This is a genomic window from Aquincola sp. J276 (assembly GCF_024700035.1).
Taxonomy (GTDB): domain Bacteria; phylum Pseudomonadota; class Gammaproteobacteria; order Burkholderiales; family Burkholderiaceae_C; genus Aquincola; species Aquincola tertiaricarbonis.
This window is the reverse complement of sequence record NZ_JAJONC010000002.1, coordinates 2,346,846-2,363,203: the sequence shown is the minus strand read 5'-3', so window position 1 is coordinate 2,363,203 and position 16,358 is coordinate 2,346,846. Positions and strand designations below refer to the sequence as shown.

General features: G+C 70.3%; 19 protein-coding genes and 1 pseudogene. 12 read left to right on the top strand and 8 right to left on the bottom strand.

Features of this window, described 5'->3' with window-relative positions:
* Positions 1-49 precede the first annotated feature (49 nt).
* The 6 genes from LRS14_RS28860 (at position 50) to LRS14_RS28835 (ending at position 5,879) form a co-directional block, all read left to right on the top strand.
* Positions 50-1,417: an LLM class flavin-dependent oxidoreductase gene (locus LRS14_RS28860; RefSeq protein ID WP_257802246.1), complete on the top strand. Its 1,368-nt coding sequence runs from the start codon at positions 50-52 to the stop codon at positions 1,415-1,417.
* Between the two features lie 87 nt (positions 1,418-1,504).
* Positions 1,505-2,680 carry an acyl-CoA dehydrogenase family protein gene (locus LRS14_RS28855; RefSeq protein ID WP_257802035.1) on the top strand — a complete coding sequence of 392 codons (1,176 nt, stop codon included), beginning with the start codon at positions 1,505-1,507 and terminating at the stop codon, positions 2,678-2,680.
* Positions 2,681-2,694: 14 nt separating this feature from the next.
* Positions 2,695-3,522 (top strand): methionine ABC transporter ATP-binding protein, encoded by an 828-nt coding sequence (locus tag LRS14_RS28850; protein WP_257802034.1) that lies wholly within the window; start codon positions 2,695-2,697, stop codon positions 3,520-3,522.
* Positions 3,515-4,177: a methionine ABC transporter permease gene (locus LRS14_RS28845; RefSeq protein WP_046113967.1), complete on the top strand. Its 663-nt coding sequence runs from the start codon at positions 3,515-3,517 to the stop codon at positions 4,175-4,177. Before LRS14_RS28850 ends, LRS14_RS28845 begins: the two co-directional genes overlap by 8 nt.
* A gap of 20 nt (positions 4,178-4,197) precedes the next feature.
* Positions 4,198-5,046, top strand: a complete 849-nt coding sequence (locus tag LRS14_RS28840; protein ID WP_257802033.1) for a MetQ/NlpA family ABC transporter substrate-binding protein — start codon at positions 4,198-4,200, stop codon at positions 5,044-5,046.
* A gap of 38 nt (positions 5,047-5,084) precedes the next feature.
* On the top strand, positions 5,085-5,879 hold the full coding sequence (locus LRS14_RS28835) for a MetQ/NlpA family ABC transporter substrate-binding protein (protein ID WP_404977630.1): 795 nt from the start codon (positions 5,085-5,087) through the stop codon (positions 5,877-5,879).
* A 6-nt stretch (positions 5,880-5,885) separates the two neighbouring features.
* On the opposite strand, the gene LRS14_RS28830 is transcribed toward LRS14_RS28835, so the two are convergent.
* The 5 genes from LRS14_RS28830 to LRS14_RS28810 form a co-directional block, all read right to left on the bottom strand.
* Positions 5,886-7,670 carry a family 2A encapsulin nanocompartment cargo protein cysteine desulfurase gene (locus LRS14_RS28830; protein WP_257802032.1) on the bottom strand — a complete coding sequence of 595 codons (1,785 nt, stop codon included), beginning with the start codon at positions 7,668-7,670 and terminating at the stop codon, positions 5,886-5,888.
* An 11-nt stretch (positions 7,671-7,681) separates the two neighbouring features.
* The gene (locus LRS14_RS28825) at positions 7,682-8,614 is read right to left on the bottom strand and encodes a family 2A encapsulin nanocompartment shell protein (RefSeq protein ID WP_046113970.1); all 933 of its coding nucleotides are present in this window, start codon (positions 8,612-8,614) and stop codon (positions 7,682-7,684) included.
* Between the two features lie 96 nt (positions 8,615-8,710).
* The gene (locus LRS14_RS28820; RefSeq protein WP_083440657.1) at positions 8,711-8,986 is read right to left on the bottom strand and encodes a helix-turn-helix domain-containing protein; all 276 of its coding nucleotides are present in this window, start codon (positions 8,984-8,986) and stop codon (positions 8,711-8,713) included.
* Complete coding sequence (epsC, locus tag LRS14_RS28815; protein WP_257802031.1) at positions 8,986-9,927, bottom strand: serine O-acetyltransferase EpsC; 942 nt, start codon at positions 9,925-9,927, stop codon at positions 8,986-8,988. The genes LRS14_RS28820 and epsC overlap by 1 nt, the downstream gene beginning before the upstream one ends.
* The gene (locus tag LRS14_RS28810; RefSeq protein WP_257802030.1) at positions 9,912-10,379 is read right to left on the bottom strand and encodes a rhodanese-like domain-containing protein; all 468 of its coding nucleotides are present in this window, start codon (positions 10,377-10,379) and stop codon (positions 9,912-9,914) included. Before LRS14_RS28810 ends, epsC begins: the two co-directional genes overlap by 16 nt.
* A gap of 226 nt (positions 10,380-10,605) precedes the next feature.
* Between LRS14_RS28810 and LRS14_RS28805 the strand changes: the two genes are divergently transcribed.
* The 6 genes from LRS14_RS28805 (at position 10,606) to LRS14_RS28780 (ending at position 14,827) form a co-directional block, all read left to right on the top strand.
* Complete coding sequence (locus LRS14_RS28805; RefSeq protein ID WP_052736398.1) at positions 10,606-11,055, top strand: VOC family protein; 450 nt, start codon at positions 10,606-10,608, stop codon at positions 11,053-11,055.
* Between the two features lie 103 nt (positions 11,056-11,158).
* A complete protein-coding gene (locus LRS14_RS28800; RefSeq protein WP_257802029.1) occupies positions 11,159-11,989 on the top strand; it encodes an ABC transporter substrate-binding protein in 831 nt (276 codons plus the stop codon).
* 4 nt (positions 11,990-11,993) lie between these two features.
* Positions 11,994-12,689, top strand: a complete 696-nt coding sequence (locus LRS14_RS28795) for an amino acid ABC transporter permease (protein WP_257802028.1) — start codon at positions 11,994-11,996, stop codon at positions 12,687-12,689.
* Positions 12,686-13,405: an amino acid ABC transporter permease gene (locus tag LRS14_RS28790; RefSeq protein ID WP_046113975.1), complete on the top strand. Its 720-nt coding sequence runs from the start codon at positions 12,686-12,688 to the stop codon at positions 13,403-13,405. The genes LRS14_RS28795 and LRS14_RS28790 overlap by 4 nt, the downstream gene beginning before the upstream one ends.
* Positions 13,402-14,142: an amino acid ABC transporter ATP-binding protein gene (locus LRS14_RS28785; RefSeq protein WP_257802027.1), complete on the top strand. Its 741-nt coding sequence runs from the start codon at positions 13,402-13,404 to the stop codon at positions 14,140-14,142. The genes LRS14_RS28790 and LRS14_RS28785 overlap by 4 nt, the downstream gene beginning before the upstream one ends.
* A 22-nt stretch (positions 14,143-14,164) precedes the next feature.
* The gene (locus LRS14_RS28780) at positions 14,165-14,827 is read left to right on the top strand and encodes a glutathione S-transferase family protein (protein WP_257802026.1); all 663 of its coding nucleotides are present in this window, start codon (positions 14,165-14,167) and stop codon (positions 14,825-14,827) included.
* On the opposite strand, the pseudogene LRS14_RS28775 reads toward LRS14_RS28780, so the two are convergent.
* The 3 genes and pseudogenes from LRS14_RS28775 to LRS14_RS28765 all read right to left on the bottom strand — a co-directional run bounded on the left by LRS14_RS28775 (position 14,816) and on the right by LRS14_RS28765 (position 16,348).
* Positions 14,816-15,485, bottom strand: a pseudogene (locus tag LRS14_RS28775) (peroxiredoxin). The gene LRS14_RS28780 and the pseudogene LRS14_RS28775 overlap by 12 nt on opposite strands.
* A 24-nt stretch (positions 15,486-15,509) precedes the next feature.
* Positions 15,510-16,121 carry an alpha/beta hydrolase gene (locus LRS14_RS28770; RefSeq protein WP_257802025.1) on the bottom strand — a complete coding sequence of 204 codons (612 nt, stop codon included), beginning with the start codon at positions 16,119-16,121 and terminating at the stop codon, positions 15,510-15,512.
* Positions 16,122-16,129: 8 nt separating this feature from the next.
* Positions 16,130-16,348: a molybdopterin-binding protein gene (locus LRS14_RS28765; RefSeq protein ID WP_046113979.1), complete on the bottom strand. Its 219-nt coding sequence runs from the start codon at positions 16,346-16,348 to the stop codon at positions 16,130-16,132.
* Positions 16,349-16,358 lie beyond the last annotated feature (10 nt).

The window sequence follows — 16,358 nt, the reverse complement described above, 5'->3', positions numbered from 1 at the left end:
ATCTTCGTTGCGTGGCCGGCGGGCCCGGGCTGCAATGCCCGCTTTGCCCATGGCGCGCATCCCGCACATCCTGCTCAACGCATTCGAGATGAACTGCGTGGGCCACATCAACCACGGCCTGTGGACCCATCCGCGCGACCGCTCGGCCGACTACACCACCCTGCCCTACTGGACCCGGCTGGCCAGCACGCTGGAGCGTGGCCTGTTCGACGGCCTGTTCCTGGCCGACATCGTGGGCGTGTACGACGTGTACCAGGGCAACGTGGACCTGCCGCTGCGCGAGGCCATCCAGCTGCCGGTGAATGATCCGCTGATGCTGGTCTCGGCCATGGCCGCCGTCACCCGGCACCTGGGCTTCGGCGTCACCGTCAACCTGGGCTACGAGCAGCCCTACCTGCTGGCCCGCCGCTTCTCCACGCTGGACCACCTGAGCGAAGGCCGCATCGGCTGGAACATCGTCACCGGCTACCTGGACAGCGCCGCCCGTGCCATGGGGCAGGCCGGCCAGGCCGCGCACGACGAGCGCTACGACCGTGCCGATGAATTCATGGAAGTGGTCTACCAGCTGTGGGAAGGCAGCTGGGAGGACGGCGCCGTGCGGCGCGACAAGGCCCGGCGCCTCTATGCCGACCCCGCCCGCGTGCACCAGGTGCGGCACCACGGCCGCTGGTTCGACGTGGAGGGCTACCACCTCGCCGAGCCTTCGCCGCAGCGCACGCCGGTGCTGTTCCAGGCCGGCAGCTCCGGCCGCGGCCAGCGCTTCGCGGCGCGTCACGCGGAATGCGTGTTCATCTCGCCGCCCGACAAGGTCACCGCAAGGCGCATGGTGCACAGCCTGCGCCAGGCGCTGGTGGAGGCCGGCCGCCGGCCCGACGACGTGAAGGTGCTGATGGGCACCGCGGTGGTCACCGGCGCCACTGAGGCCGAGGCCCGGGCGCTGCATGCCGAGTACCTGCACCATGCCAGCACCGAGGCCGGCCTGGCGCATTTCGCCGCCTCGGTGGGCGTGGACTTCGCGCGCTACGAGCTGGACGAGCCGGTGGACTACCGCCCCGGCCAGGCCATCGAATCGGCGCGCGCCAGCGCGCAGGAACACGGCTGGACCCGCCGCAAGCTGCTGCAGATGTTTGCGCTGGGCGGCCGCTACCCGGCCATCGTGGGCAATGCGAGCCAGGTGGCCGACGAGCTGCAGTCGTGGGTGGTGGACACCGGCATCGACGGCTTCAACCTGAGCCGCACCGTGGTGCCGGAAAGCCATGAGCGCTTCGTCGACCTGGTGGTGCCCGAGCTGCAGCACCGCGGCCTGTACAAGACCGCCTATGCCGAGGGCACGCTGCGCCACAAGCTGCATGCGCAGGGGCCGCGCCTGCCCACGCGGCATGCCGCCGCGGCCCATCGCCGGCCGCCCCGGGACTGAAGGCGCCGGGGCGCTTCTCAGCTTTCCGAGCAAGCAGCGTCGGAAACATTCGTTGGCTGCACAAGCCCGGCTGGCAACACTGCCGGGATGTGCAGTGCTTCCATCGACGAGAGAACCGAACAGCTGGCGCGCCGGCTGGAGGCCACCGCGGTGGAACGCGACCGCCGAGGCGGCCATGCCGCCGACGAGCGGCAGGCCATCCGCGACAGCGGCCTGCTGGGCCTGCTGATCCCGCGGGAGGCCGGCGGCCTGGGCGCCGACTGGCCCACGCTGTACCGCGTGGTGCGCCGGCTGGCGCAGGCCGACAGCGCCCTGGCCCATGTGTTCGCCTTCCATCACCTGCAGGTGGCCACGGTGCTGCTGTGGGGCACGCCTGCGCAGCAGCGGGTGCTGCTGCCCCGCTCGCAGGCCGAAGGCTGGTTCTGGGGCAATGCACTCAATCCGCAGGACACGCGCCTGGTGGCCACGCCGGTGGCAGACGGCTGGCAGCTGAACGGCGCCAAGAGCTATGCCTCGGGCTCGGTGGGCGCCGACCGGCTGGTGGTGGGCGCGCTGGTGCATGGCGCCGACGGCAGCAGCACGCGGCTGGTGGGCCACCTGCCCACCCGGGCCCCCGGCGTGGTGGTGCAGCCCGACTGGGATGCCTTCGGCCAGCGCCAGACCGACAGCGGCCAGGTGCATTTCCACGACGTGTTCCTGCCCGCGCGCGACGTGCTGCAGGGCCCGTCCCACGTGCCCACGCCGCGGGCCACGCTGCGCACGCTGGTGTCGCAGCTCATCATGGCCAACCTGTACCTGGGCATCGGCCAGGCCGCCTTCGAGGCCGCGCGGCGCTACACGCTGGAGAAGTCACGGCCCTGGCCGCAGGGCAGCACCGCCCGCCTGGCCGAGGAGCCGCAGCTGCAGCAGCGCTACGGCGAGCTGTGGCTGCTGATCCGCCCCGCCGAGCTGGCCTGCGATGCCGCCGCGCTGGCGCTGCAGGCCGCCTTCGATGGCGGCGACGCACTGACCGCCGAACACCGCGGCGCGCTGGCCGGCCGCGTGGCCGAGGCCAAGGTGCTGGCGCACCGCGCGGGCATCGAGGTGAGCTCGCAGATCTTCGAGCTCACCGGCGCCGGTGCCACCAGCACCCGGCTGGGCCTGGACCGCTTCTGGCGCAATGCCCGGGTGCACACGCTGCACGACCCGGTGGACCTGAAGCTGCGCGACATCGGCCGCCACCGCCTGCTGGGCCAGCTGCCCGAACCCACTTCGTATTCCTGACCCGAGCTTTCCTCATGGCCACTGCTTCCGACGAGCCGCTGATCCGGCTCGACAATGTTTCCAAGCGCTTCGTGCTACCCGATGGCCGGCCCTTCGATGCGGTGCATCCCACCTCGCTCGACATTCCGCGCGGCGACGTGTTCGGCCTGGTGGGCAAGAGCGGCGCCGGCAAGTCCACGCTGCTGCGGCTGGTCAACCTGCTGGAGCGTCCCGACCAGGGCCGGGTGTTCGTCGCCGGCCGCGAGCTCACCGCGCTGGACAAGCGCGCGCTGCGCGAGGCACGGCAGCACATCGGCATGATCTTCCAGCAGTTCAACCTGCTGCAGAACGCGACGGTGGCCGAGAACGTGGCCTTCCCGCTGCGCATCCACGGCCGGCACGGCGCGGCGCAGATCGATGCACGGGTGCGTGAATGCCTGGCGCTGGTGGGCATCGCCGACAAGCTGCACAGCCATCCGGCGCAGCTCTCGGGCGGGCAGAAGCAGCGCGTGGCCATCGCCCGGGCGCTGGCCAGCCAGCCCGACGTGCTGCTGTGCGACGAACCCACCTCGGCGCTGGATGCCGAGACCACCGAATCGCTGCTGGCCACGCTGCGCGACATCAATGCGCAGCTCGGCGTGACCATCGTCATCGTCACGCACGAGTTGCCGGTGGTGACGGCGCTGTGCCGCCACGTGGCCGTGGTGGAAGAAGGCCGCATCGCCGAGCGCTTTGCGGTGGACGACACCAGCCGCCTGCCCGTCACCCGGCTGGGCCGCGACCTCGTCCGGCTGAAGGCCAGCCCCGAGCGGCATGACGACAGCCGCCAAGACCTCGACCGCCTGGAGGCCGCCCATGCCTGAGAACATCGCCGCCATCCTGCCCGAGCTGTGGACGGCCATCGGGCAGACCTTCCTGATGCTGGGCATCGGCCTGGCCGCGGCACTGGTGATCGGCGGTCCGCTGGGCGTTTGGCTGTTCCTGCTGAGCCCGGGGCAGACGCTGGAGAACCGCCCGCTGTTCACCGTCGTCAGCTGGCTGGTGAACACGGTGCGCTCCTTCCCCTTCATCATCCTGCTGGTGGCGCTGGTGCCCATCACGCGGGTGATCGCGGGCAGCTCCATCGGGCCGGTGGCCGCGGCGGTGCCGCTGTCGTTCGCGGCCATCCCGTACTTCGCGCGGCTGGTGGAACAGTGCCTGCGCGACGTGCCGCGCGGCGTGATCGAGGCCGCCCATGCAATGGGCGCCTCCGACCTGCAGATCGTGGCCCGGGTGCTGCTGGTGGAGGCCCGCTCGGGCCTGGTGCTGGCGCTCACGGTGCTGGCCATCAGCTTCCTGTCGTATTCGGCGGTGGCCGGCGTGGTGGGCGGCGGCGGCATCGGCGACCTGGCCATCCGCTACGGCTACTACCGCTTCCAGACCGATGTGATGGTGCTCACCGTGGCCATCCTGGTGGTGCTGGTGCAGGGCATCCAGTTCGGCGGCAATGCGCTGGCGCGCCGCCTCGACAAACGTTGATCCAGTCAAGGACTTTCATCATGAGCTTCACCCGCCGCGACCTCGTCGCCTCGCTCGCCTTCACCGGCACGCTGGCGCTGGCCGCCGTGCTGTCGCCCGCGCATGCACAGGCGCAGGACAAGAAGGAACTGGTGTTCGGCGCCACCGCCGGGCCCTATGCCGACCAGATCAAGCTGGGCATCAAGCCGCTGCTGGAGAAGAAGGGCTACCGCGTGAAGGTGGTCGAGTTCAATGACTACATCCAGCCCAACTTCGCGCTGGCCCAGGGCGCGCTGGATGCCAATGCCTTCCAGCACATCGTCTACCTCACCAAGTTCGCCACCGAGAACAAGCTGGCGCTGAGCGAGCTGCTGAAGGTGCCCACCGCGCCCATCGCCATCTACAGCAAGCGCCACAGGACGCTGGACGTGAAGGAAGGCGCCACCGTGGCCCTGCCCAACGACCCCACCAATGCGGCGCGGGCGCTGCTGGTGCTGCAGGAGATCGGCTGGCTGAAGCTGCGCGAGGGCTACGACCCGATCCGCGCCTCGGAGAAGGACGTGGCGCAGAACCCGAAGAAGCTCAAGCTGATCCCGATCGAGGCGGCGCAGCTGCCGCGCAGCCTGGACGACACCGACTATTCCTTCGTGAACGGCAACTTCGCGCTGGCCTCGGGCCTCAAGCTCACCGAGGCGCTGGCGCTGGAGAAGACCGGGCCCACCTACCAGAACCTGGTGGCCATCCGCACCGACGACAAGGACAAGCCCTGGGTGAAGGACATCGCCGAGGCCAACCGCTCGCGCGAGTTCCTGGCCGTGACTGACCAGAAGTTCGCCGGCTTCGTGAAGACCGACTACCAGCAGGCGCTGCAGGCGGGGGCGGCCAAGTGAAGCACTTGTCTGGACAAGCCGTGCCGGTGGGCAAGGGGCTGTCGAAGCGCACCCTGGTGCTGGGCGCGCTGGCCGCGGCCGTGCTGGCCGCCACCGGCACGGCACACGCGCAGGACACCACCATTCGCATCGCCGTCACCGCCGGCCCGCATGCGCAGATCGCCGAGGTGGCGAAGAAGGTGGCCGCGCGCGACGGCCTGGTGCTGAAGATCGTGGAGTTCCAGGACTACATCCAGCCCAATGCCGCGCTGGATGCGGGCGACGTGGAAGCCAACAGCTACCAGCACCGGCCGTTCCTCGATTCGCAGGTGCAGGCGCGCGGCTACAGGATCACCGCAGTGGGCAACACCGTCACCTTCCCGATGGGCTTCTATTCCAAGCGTTTCAAGTCGCTGGCCGACCTGCCGGCCGGTGCGCGCGTGGGCATCCAGAACGACCCGTCCAACAGCGGGCGCGCGCTGCAGCTGCTGCAGAAGGCCGGCGTGATCCAGCTCAAGTCCACGGCCGGCATCAGCGCCACGGTGGCCGACGTGGTGGCCAACCCCAAGGGATTGAAGATCGTGCAGGTGGAAGCGGCCCAGCTGCCGCGCAGCCTGGACGACCTGGACGCCGCGGCGATCAACACCAACTACGCCCTGCAGGCCGGGCTGGTGCCCACCCGCGACGCCATCGCCATCGAGGCGCCCGACAACCCCTATGCCAACCTGCTGGCGGTGCGCACCGCCGACAAGGACAAGCCCTGGGTGCCCAAGCTGGTCAAGGCCTTCCAGTCGCCGGAGGTGCGGCAACTGGTGCAGAGCCAGTTCAGCGGCTCGATGGTGCCGGCGTTTTAAAGCGGCTCAGCGCTGGCGCCCGTTCGCCAGCCGCTGCACCACCGCCACCATGCGGTCCACTTCCTCGCAGGTGTTGTAGAAGGCCAGCGAGGGCCGCACGGTGGTTTCCAGGCCGAAGCGGCGCAGGATGGGCTGGGCGCAGTGGTGGCCGGTGCGCACGGCGATGGCTTCGCGGTTGAGGGCCTGGCCCACCTCCTCGGTGGTGTAGCCCGCCAGCACGAAGCTCAGCACGCTGGCCTTGTGGGCCGCGGTGCCCACCAGCCGCACGCCCGGGATCGGCCGGATGCGGTGGGTGGCGTAGTCCAGCAGCGCATGTTCATACGCGCCGATGGCCTCGATGCCGATGCGCTCCACGTACTCCAGCGCGGCGCCCAGGCCCACCGCGTCGGCGATGTTGCCGGTGCCGGCCTCGAAGCGCGAGGGCGGGCCGTGGTACACGGTGCGCTCGAAGGTCACGTCGGCAATCATGTTGCCGCCGCCTTGCCAGGGCGGCATGTCCTCCAGCACCTCGCGCTTGCCGTACACCGCGCCGATGCCGGTGGGCCCGAAGACCTTGTGGCCCGAGAACACGAGGAAGTCGGCGTCCAACGCGCGCACGTCCACCCGCATGTGCGAGACGGACTGCGCCGCATCCACCAGCGCCCGCGCGCCGGCCGCATGGGCCATGGCCACGATCTGCTGGACGGGCGTGACGGTGCCCAGCGCATTCGACACCTGCGTGCACGAGACGAGCTTGGTGCGCGGGCCCAGCAGCCTGGCGTACTCCGACAGGATGACCTGGCCGTCGTCGTCCACCGGGATCACGCGGATCACCGCGCCCTTCTCGGCCGCCAGCTGCTGCCAGGGCACGATGTTGGCGTGATGCTCCAGGTGCGACACGATGATCTCGTCGCCCGCGCCGATGTGCCTGGCACCCCAGCTCTTGGCGATGAGGTTGATGCCCTCGGTGGTGCCGCGCACGAAGATGACCTCGTCCACCGAAGCCGCGCCGATGAAGCGGCGCACCGTCTCGCGCGCGCCTTCGTAGGCGTCGGTGGCGCGGGCGGCCAGCGTGTGCGCCGCCCGGTGGATGTTGGAGTTCTCGTGCGCGTAGAAGTACGCCAGCCGGTCGATCACCGCCTGCGGCTTGTGAGTGGTGGCCGCGTTGTCGAACCACACCAGCTGCCGGCCGTTGATGCGCTCCTGCAGGATGGGAAAGTCGCGCCGCACCGCATGCACGTCGAAGGCCGGCTGCGCGGTGGCGCTGCCGTGCCGCGCGGGCTGGGCGGCCGGCACCGCGCCGGGCACCGTGGCCCCCGGGCCGTCGATGAAATAGAAGCCGGTGGCACCTGCCGGCGTGGTGCGCCAGCCTTCGCGGCCCGCGAAGCCCGGCGCGGCCACGGGCTGTTGCGGCACGCCCAGCAGCTGGCTGCCCAGGCGGCCGTCGTAACCCGGGGCGGCCACCAGCGCGTGGTCGGGCACGCCGTTGGCCGCCTGCGCATGCGGCAGCAGCGCCGGTGCCTGCGCCAGCACGTTGGCCGGCGATGACGGGGAGGTAGGCAGCAGGTTGGCACCGGGTGCCGCCGCGCCCATCGGCTGCAGCGACGGTGTGGCCGGGCCGGCCGCGCCCGGCGGCAGCGTGAGGCCCGCCGGCTGCGGATGGGCCGGCAGCGGCACGCCGCCGGTGGCCGGCGCGCTGCCCGGCAGCGCCGAGAAGAACTCGCCGGCCATGCGCGCCAGCGCGGCGGCATCGGGCAGGCCGGGCGGCGGGGCCGGGTGGGCCACGTCGTCGAGCAGGGATTGCAGGCTCATGGCGTCGCCGGTCACTTGTAGGTGTCGGGGTACTCGTGGTACTTGCCCACTTCCACGTCTTCCAGCACCGCCAGCGCATCGTCGGTCTGCACCGCCAGCGAGCAGTACAGCGAGATCAGGTACGAGGCGATGGCATTGCGGTTGATGCCCATGAAGCGCACGCTCAGGCCCGGGCTCTGCTCACCGGCCAGACCGGGCTGGTACAGGCCCACCACGCCCTGGCGCTTGTCGCCCACGCGCAGCAGCAGGACCTTGGTCTTGCCGTCGGCCAGCGGCACCTTGTCGCTGGGGATCAGCGGCAGGCCGCGCCAGGTGAGGAACTGCGAGCCGAACAGGCTGACCGTGGGCGGCGGCACGCCGCGGCGGGTGCATTCGCGGCCGAAGGCGGCGATGGCCAGCGGATGGGTGAGGAAGAACGCGGGCTCCTTCCACACCTTGGTCAGCAGCTCGTCCAGGTCGTCCGGCGTGGGCGCGCCGGTCAGCGGGTACACCACCTGGTCGGGATGCACGCTGGCCAGCAGGCCGTAGTCGGGGTTGTTGATCAGCTCGCTTTCCTGCCGCTCCTTGATCGTCTCGATCGTCAGGCGCAGCTGTTCCTTGATCTGGTCGTGCGGGCTGCTGTAGAGGTCGGACACGCGGGTGTGCACGTCCAGCACCGTGCTCACCGCATTCAGGAAGTACTCGCGCGGCTGCTCTTCGTAGTTGACGAAGGTGCTGGGCAGGCGCGATTCGTCGCGCTGGGTGCAGGCCACCAGCACGTCGTTGGGGTTGCTGACCTTGTTCAACCGGTAGATACCGGCTTCCACCGGCAGCCACTGCAGCAGGTGCGTCAGCCAGCGCGGGCTGATGGTGGACAGGATGGGCGCGGTCTTGGTGGCATTGGCCAACTGGCGCGCGGCGTTGTCGCCCAGCGCCAGTTGCGGCGCGGCGGAAGCTTCTGACATGGATCCTCCTGGAACGGAAATACTTCTTGTGATGAACGAACGAAGCAAACCGAATTAGCGGCCAGGCACCGCACCGCTTCAACCGGCTATAGCCGTCTATGTGGCGTGTTCGCAGCGCTGCAGCAGCTGCCACAGCGGCACTTCCAGCGCGGCGGCCAGCTTGGCCGCGGTGGCCAGCGAGGGCATGACCACGCCGCGCTCGATCTCGCCCATGTAGGAGCGGTTGAGCTCGGCCTGCCCGGCCAGGCGCTCCTGCGACCAGCCCCGGCCTTCGCGCAGCCGCCGCACCACCGCGCCGAAGCGGCCGATGGCCAGCGCCGGTGCGGGCGGTCCTTCGCGCGCCAGCAGGGCGCCGTCTTCCAGCGTGGCCATCACGTGGCCTCCGCGCCCGGGCCGGCGCCGGTGTGCTGCGCCTGGTTGATCCGGCTGCCGGGCGGCACGCTGTGGGTCAGCCACACGTTGCCGCCGATGGTGGAGCCGCGACCGATGGTCACCCGGCCGAGCACCGTGGCGCCGGCATAGATCACCACGTCGTCCTCCAGCACCGGATGGCGGGCGCCGCCCTTCTGGATATGGCCGGCCTCGTCGGTCTCGAAGCGCTTGGCACCCAGCGTGACGGCCTGATACAGCCGCACGTTGCGGCCGATCTCGGCCGTCTCGCCGATGACGACGCCGGTGCCGTGGTCGATGAAGAAGCCGGCCCCGATGCGCGCGCCGGGGTGGATGTCGATGCCGGTCTCGCCATGCGCCAGCTCGGCCACCATGCGGGCCAGCAGCGGCGTGCCCAGCATGTGCAGCCGGTGCGCGATGCGGTGGTGGATCATCGCGTGGATGCCGGGGTAGCACAGCAGCACCTCGTCCACGCTGCGGGCCGCGGGGTCGCCCTGGAAGGCGGCCAGCACGTCGCTGTCCAGCAGCTGGCGTAGGGTGGGCAGCGAGCTGCCGAAGGCCCGCACCAGCGCCAGCGCGCGCGCCTGCGAATCGGCCTCGGTCTCGCCGCTGTCGCGGGTACGGGCCTGGTGGCGCAGCTCCAGCCGCACCTGCTCCAGCAGCGCGCCCAGCGCGGTGTGCAGCGTGGCGGCGATGTATTCGTCCTCATGCTCCTGGCGCAGGTCGGGCGGCCCCAGCCGCATGGGAAACAGCGCGCCGCGCAGCTGGCCCACCACCTCGGCCAGTGCCTCGCGCGCGGGCAGCTCGCGGCCGCCCACTTCCTGCAGCCGGTGCTGCGAGGTGCGCCAGCGCTCGCGCGCGGCACGCAGCTCGGCCACCACGCCGGGCACGCCCAGTGCGCTGGGGCTCAGTCCTGTTGCCATGGCAGCCCCCGGTAGCGCCAGCCGTCGGCGGTGCCGCGCTGCTGGGCGTCGTTCAGTTCCCCTTCGAAACCTTCACGGATGTTGAACACCTGGCTGAAGCCGGCCTTGGCCGCGGCCTCGGCGGCCAGGGCCGAACGCTTGCCGCTGCGGCACAGCAGCAGCACCGGCGCATGCCGCGGCACCTTGGCTTCCAGCTCCCGCACGAAGCGCGGGTTGCGCGTGAGCGCGGTGCCGGTGGCCCAGGCCACGTGCAGCGTGCCGGGCACATGGCCCACGAACTTGCGTTCCTCGGCGGTGCGCACGTCCACGATGCGCACGGCGCCGGCCTGCGCCAGCTGCCAGGCTTCCTGCGGGCTCACGCTGCCGACGAACGGCAACCCCTGGCTGGCGGCCTGCTGACGGGCCTGCTGCAGGATCGGATGGACGACAACTTCTTCGAGTACGGCGGACATGCGGGCTCCTGTGGCCTGATTGGTGGCGATAGACGGCAGCCGCAGCTTAGGCAGGCCGCGGCGCGCGGCCAAGGAAGGGATTCGAGCTTGCATATGCGACATCTGTAACAAGAGGCCCCTCCACCGCAGCCCGCGGGCAGGCCGCGATATGCGTCGGCCGCCTGTGCATAGCCAAAGCGATTCCTTCCCCCGTGGCGGCGGCGCGCCTAGCCTTCGATCGCATCCCTTGGAGACCACCGCTGTGAACGACCGCCTGCGCCAAGCCTTCACCTGGATCGAGGGCGTGGACCACATCCAGCTGCCCATCGACCCTGGCGGCAGCGCCGTGGCCCGTGCCTTCTATCAAGACCTGCTGGGCCTGGCGGAGGTGCGCAGCCCGCTGCTGGACCGGCCGGGCACGCTGCGCTTCGCGCTCGGTGCGCACCGCCTGGACCTGACCGAGGGCCACTACACCGGCGTGGCGCCGCAGGCGCACCTGGCACTGCGGGTGCATGGCCTGGAGGCGTTGGCGCAGCGGCTGCGTGCGGCCGGCCTGCCCATCGACCGCGCCCCGCTGCCCAGCGGCGAGGACCGGCTCTACGTGGAAGACCCGTTCCGCAACCGGCTGGAGTTGATCGGCCTGCCGTTGCAGCCGTCGGCGGCACCTCCCCTGGGCAACCTGCGCATCAGCCGTTGACGCAGCACATTTGCATATCTGTTTTCGTTTCTTATCAATTAGGCGGGCGCTGGATAGCGTACGCGGCTTCCCAACACAGCGCCCCCACCGGGCCACCGAGTCCATGCAACGCCGCAGCTTCCTGCCCCTCGTCCTTGCCGCCGCCGCCCTGTTCGCCGGCACCGCCCGCGCCGACCAGCTGGCCGACATCCGCCAGAAAGGCCAGATCGTCATCGGCGTGCTGGCCACCGACGAGCCCAACAGCTTCTTCGACCCCAAGACGCGCGAGATCGTGGGCTACGAGGTGGACCTGGGCCATGCCATCGCCCGCAAGCTGGGCGTCAAGCCGGTGTTCAAGCCGCTGGCCGTGGCCGCCCGCATCCCCGAGCTGCAGCAGGGCCACGTCGACCTGCTGGCCGCATCGCTCACCCACACCAAGGAGCGTGAATCGCAGGTGGACTTCTCGCTCACCACCTTCCTCACCGGCCAGAAGGTGATGGTGAAGAACGGCGCCGGCATCACCAGCCTGCCGCAGCTGGCGGGCAAGCGCGTGCTGACGGTCAAGGGCGGCACGCAGGAGCCCAACGTGCGCAAGGCGGTGCCGGGCGTGGACGTGGTGACCTTCGAGACCACGCAGCAGGCCTTCCTGGCGCTGCAGCAGGGCAAGGGCGTGGGCTACGTGAACGACGAGTCCTCGCTGATCAACGACTACAACAAGCTGGGCGACCGCAGGAAGGACTACACCATCCTGCCCACCAACCTGAGCACCGAGCCGCTGGCGCTGGGCATCCGCAAGGGCGAGACCGGCCTGAAGCAGCTGGTGGACGGCGTGCTGCGCGAGCTGGAGACCAGCGGCGAAGCCGAGAAGATCTTCTTCAAGTGGTATGGCCCGGGCACCCGCCTGGGCTTCGAGAAGCGCAACTTCCGCATCGAATCCGACAAGCTCGACGGCTGACCCCGTGCCGGGCTTCGATCCTTCCCTGCTGGTGGCGGGGCAGTACCACGACTGGCTGGTGGCCGGGTTGGTGCTGTCGCTTCAGCTGGCGGCGGCCACGCTGGGCCCGGCGCTGCTGCTGGGCCTGGCGGTGGCGCTGCTGCGGCTGGCGCCCCACCCGGTGCTGCGCGGCCTGGGCGCCGCCTTCGTCGACGGCATCCGCAACGTGCCGCTGCTGGCGCACATGCTCTTCTGGTACTTCGGCGCACCCGAGCTGCTGCCCGAGGCGGCCCGCCAGTGGCTGTACGACGGCAACGTGGAAGCCACCAGCGCGGTGATGGCGCTGACGCTCTACACCGCGGCCTACATGGCCGAGGACATCCGCAGCGGCCTGCGTGCGGTGCCGGCGGTGCAGTTCGAGGCCGGCCGCGCGCTGGGCTTCGGCTTCCTGGCCACCATGCGGCTGGTGGTGCTGCCGCAGGCGCTGCGCGTGACGGTGCCGCCGCTCGTGTCGCAGACCCTCAACCTCTGGAAGAACACGAGCATCGCCACCGCCATCGGCACGGCCGAGCTGATGTACCAGGCCGCCCGGGTGGAGACCGCCAGCTTCCGCAGCGCGGAGGCCTTCCTGTTCGCCACCGCGGCCTACCTGTCGGTGTCTCTGGCCATCACCGCGCTGGCTGCCCTGTATCAAAGGCGTTATCCGGTGCGCCCCGCATGATCGAGATCATCCAAACCTATTGGCTGTACTTCCTGGTGGGCCAGTACCCCAACGGCCCGTTGGGCGGGTTGGCGCTCACGGTGCTGCTGGCCTCGCTGGCCCTGGTGCTCGCGCTGCCGCTGGGCGTGCTGCTGGGCCTGGCCAGGCTCAGCCCCTGGGCCTGGCTGCGCTGGCCGGTCACCGGCCTGGTGTCGGTGGTGCGCGGCGTGCCGCTGCTGATGGTGCTGTTCTGGGCCTACTTCTTCCTGCCCAGCATCACCGGCCACAAGACCGACCAGTTCACCACCATGCTGCTGGCGCTGGTGCTGTTCGACGGCGTGTACCTGGCCGAGATCGTGCGCGCCGGCATCCAGGCGGTGCCGCGCGGCCAGACCGAGGCCGCGCGCTCGCTGGGCCTGGGCTACGTGCGCACCATGGCGCTGGTGGTGCTGCCGCAGGCCGTGCGCCACATGCTGCCTTCGCTGGTGAACCAGTTCGTCTCCACCATCAAGGAAACCTCGCTGGGCTACATCATCGGCCTGAACGAGGTGGCCTTCATCACCACGCAGATCAACACCCAGGTGTTCACACGTCCGGCCGAGATGTACCTGGTGCTGGGCCTGACCTACTTCGTGCTGTGCTTCGGCCTGTCGCGTCTGGCCTTGCGGCTGGAACGACGCCTGTCGCAGCGACCCCGCTCCCCCGCCCCTGTCCCTGCCCCCACGCCCGCCACATGATCCGGTTCACCCAAGTCAACAAGCACTACGGCAGCTACCACGCGTTGGTGGACGTCGACGAGCACATCCGCCGCGGCGAAGTGGTGGTGGTGTGCGGACCCTCGGGCTCGGGCAAGTCCACGCTGATCCGCACCGTCAACCGGCTGGAGCCCATCCACAGCGGCCGCATCGAGGTGGATGGCCAGGACATCCACCAGCCCGGCCTGCGGGTGGATGCGCTGCGCTCGCGCATTGGCTTCGTGTTCCAGCAGTTCAACCTGTTCCCGCACCTCACCGCGCTGCAGAACTGCACGCTGGCGCCCACGCGGCTGCGCGGGCTGTCGGCCGCCGAGGCGCGCCAGCAGGCCCTGGATCTGCTGGACGGCGTGGGGCTGGCGCACAAGGCGCAGGCCTATCCGGGCGAGCTGTCGGGCGGCCAGCAGCAGCGCGTGGCCATCGCCCGTGCGCTGGCGATGCGGCCGCCGCTGATGCTGTTCGACGAGCCCACCAGCGCGCTGGACCCGGAGATGGTGGGCGAGGTGCTGCAGGTGATGCGCGGCCTGGCCCGCGACGGCATGACCATGGTGTGCGTGACGCACGAGATGGGCTTCGCGCGCGAGGTGGCCGACCGCGTGCTGTTCATGGACGCCGGCCGCGTGCTGGAGCGGGCGACGCCCGACGAATTCTTCCAGCGGCCCACGCACCCGCGGGCGCGACAATTCCTGTCGGACATCCGCACGCCGTTCCAGCCCGCCTGATCTCAACCGAGGAGTACACGAGATGAGCCATGCCCTGCCCACCGCCGATGACGGCTGGACCTACTACAGCGCGCCCGGCACCTGCGCGCTGGCGGTGCACATCGCGCTGCACGAGGCGCAGGCGCCGTTCCAGCTGGTCACGCTGGACTTCGGTGCCCAACAGCAGCAGAGCCCGGACTACCTGGCCATCAACCCCAAGGGCCGGGTGCCGGCATTGAAGACGCCGCAGGGCGTGCTCACCGAGACGCCGGCGCTGCTGCTGTTCGTGGCGCAGAGCTTTCCGCAGGCCGGCCTGGCACCGCTGGACGATGCCTTCGCGCTGGCGCGGCTGCAGTCCTTCAACAGCTACCTGGCCTCCACCGTGCACGTGGCCCATGCGCACAAGCGCCGTGGCGCGCGCTGGGCCGACGATGCCGCCGCCATCGAGGCGATGAAGGCCAAGGTGCCGCAGACCATGACCGCCTGCGCGCAGCAGCTGGAATCGACGCTGGCCGCCACTGCGGCGCAGGGCCCCTTCGTGATGGGCGCGCAGTACAGCGTGGCCGATGCCTACCTCTACACCCTCAGCAGCTGGCTGGAAGGCGATGGCGTGGACATGCAGGCCTTCCCGCTGCTGCTGGCCCACCGGGAGCGGATTGGCCAGCGGCCCGCCACGCGGCGGGCGCTGGAAGAGTCAGGCGGTTGAAGCCGGCTGGCCGGGCTGCGTGCCCGGCTGCGGCGTCAGCCGCAGGTAGGGCGTCACCGCGGTGTAGCCCCGCGGGAACTTCTTCGCGATCACCTCCGGGTCCTGCAGCGAAGGCACGATCACCACGTCCTCGCCCTGCTTCCAGTTGCCGGGCGTGGCCACGCTTGTGGTGGTCGGTCAGCTGCAGCGAATCGATTACCCGCAGGATCTCGTCGAAGTTGCGGCCGGTGCTGGCCGGGTAGGTGATGACCAGCCGCACCTTCTTCGCCGGGTCGATCACGAACAGCGAACGCACCGTGGCCGTGGTGCTGGCGTTGGGGTGGATCAGGTCGTACAGCTCGCTGACCTTGCGGTCGGCGTCCGCGATGATGGGGAAGTTGACCTGCGTGTTCTGCGTGCGGTTGATGTCCTGGATCCATTCGCCGTGCTTGTCCACCGGGTCCACCGACAGCGCGATCACCTTCACGTTGCGCTTGGCGAATTCGTCCTTCAGCTTGGCCGTCAGGCCCAGCTCGGTGGTGCACACCGGCGTGAAGTCGGCCGGGTGCGAGAACAGCACGCCCCAACTGTCGCCCAGCCATTCATGGAAGCGGATGGTGCCGACGGAGGAGGCTTGTTCGAAGTCGGGGGCGGTGTCGCCAAGGCGGAGCGAGGGCATGTCGGTTCCTTTCGCGGTGGGAGGTCACAGCGCGAACGACCATTCGGCAAAAGCCGCACGGTCGGCGCGCTGAGTGCGTTCCAGGCGCTGGCTCATGGTGGTGATCCAGCGCCGGGCCAGCGGCAGCGGGCCGAAGCCTGCTTCCGTGTTGATGTGCCCGGCATTGCCGAGATTGATGGTGTGGCTGCCCCAGCGCTGCGCCCAGCGACGGGCGTTGGCGGCCGTCATCCAGGGGTCGGTCTCGCTGATCAGCAGGGTGCTGGGCACGGCCAGCGGCTGCGTGGGCAGCAGCGCGGCCACGCCGAACTTGTCGGGGTCGGCCGGCGCCACCAGCAGGGCCGCGGCGATGGGCGATGCCGGCTGCAACGCCAGGTGCCGGGCCACCGCCAGGCAGCCGAAGCTGTGCGCCACCGCGATCCACGGCCCCGGGCCGGCACGCTCCAGCGTGCTGTCGATGCGCGAGGCCCAGCGGTCCAGGTCGGGCTGTGTCCAGTCGCGCTGCACCACGCGCACCGCGCGGCGGTCGGCCTGCTGCAGCCAGCTCTGCCAGTGGGCCGGGCCGCTGTCGTGCAGACCCGGCACGATCAGCAGCCGCGGCGCCGAGCGGGGATGGCGGCTCACGAAGGCGGGCACCATCGCGCGGCCTACAGCGTGGCGATCGACACCTCGGTCGACTTCACCAGCGCGATCACTTCCTTGCCGGGCACGATGCCCAGCTCCTTCACCGAGCGGGTGGTGATGACCGAGGTGACGATGAGGCCGCCGGCGGTCTCCACGTCCACCTCGGACACGACCGGGCCTTCGATCACCTCGCGGACCTTGCCGCGGAACTGGTTGCGCACATTGATGGCGTTGATGCTCATGGGGCTTCCC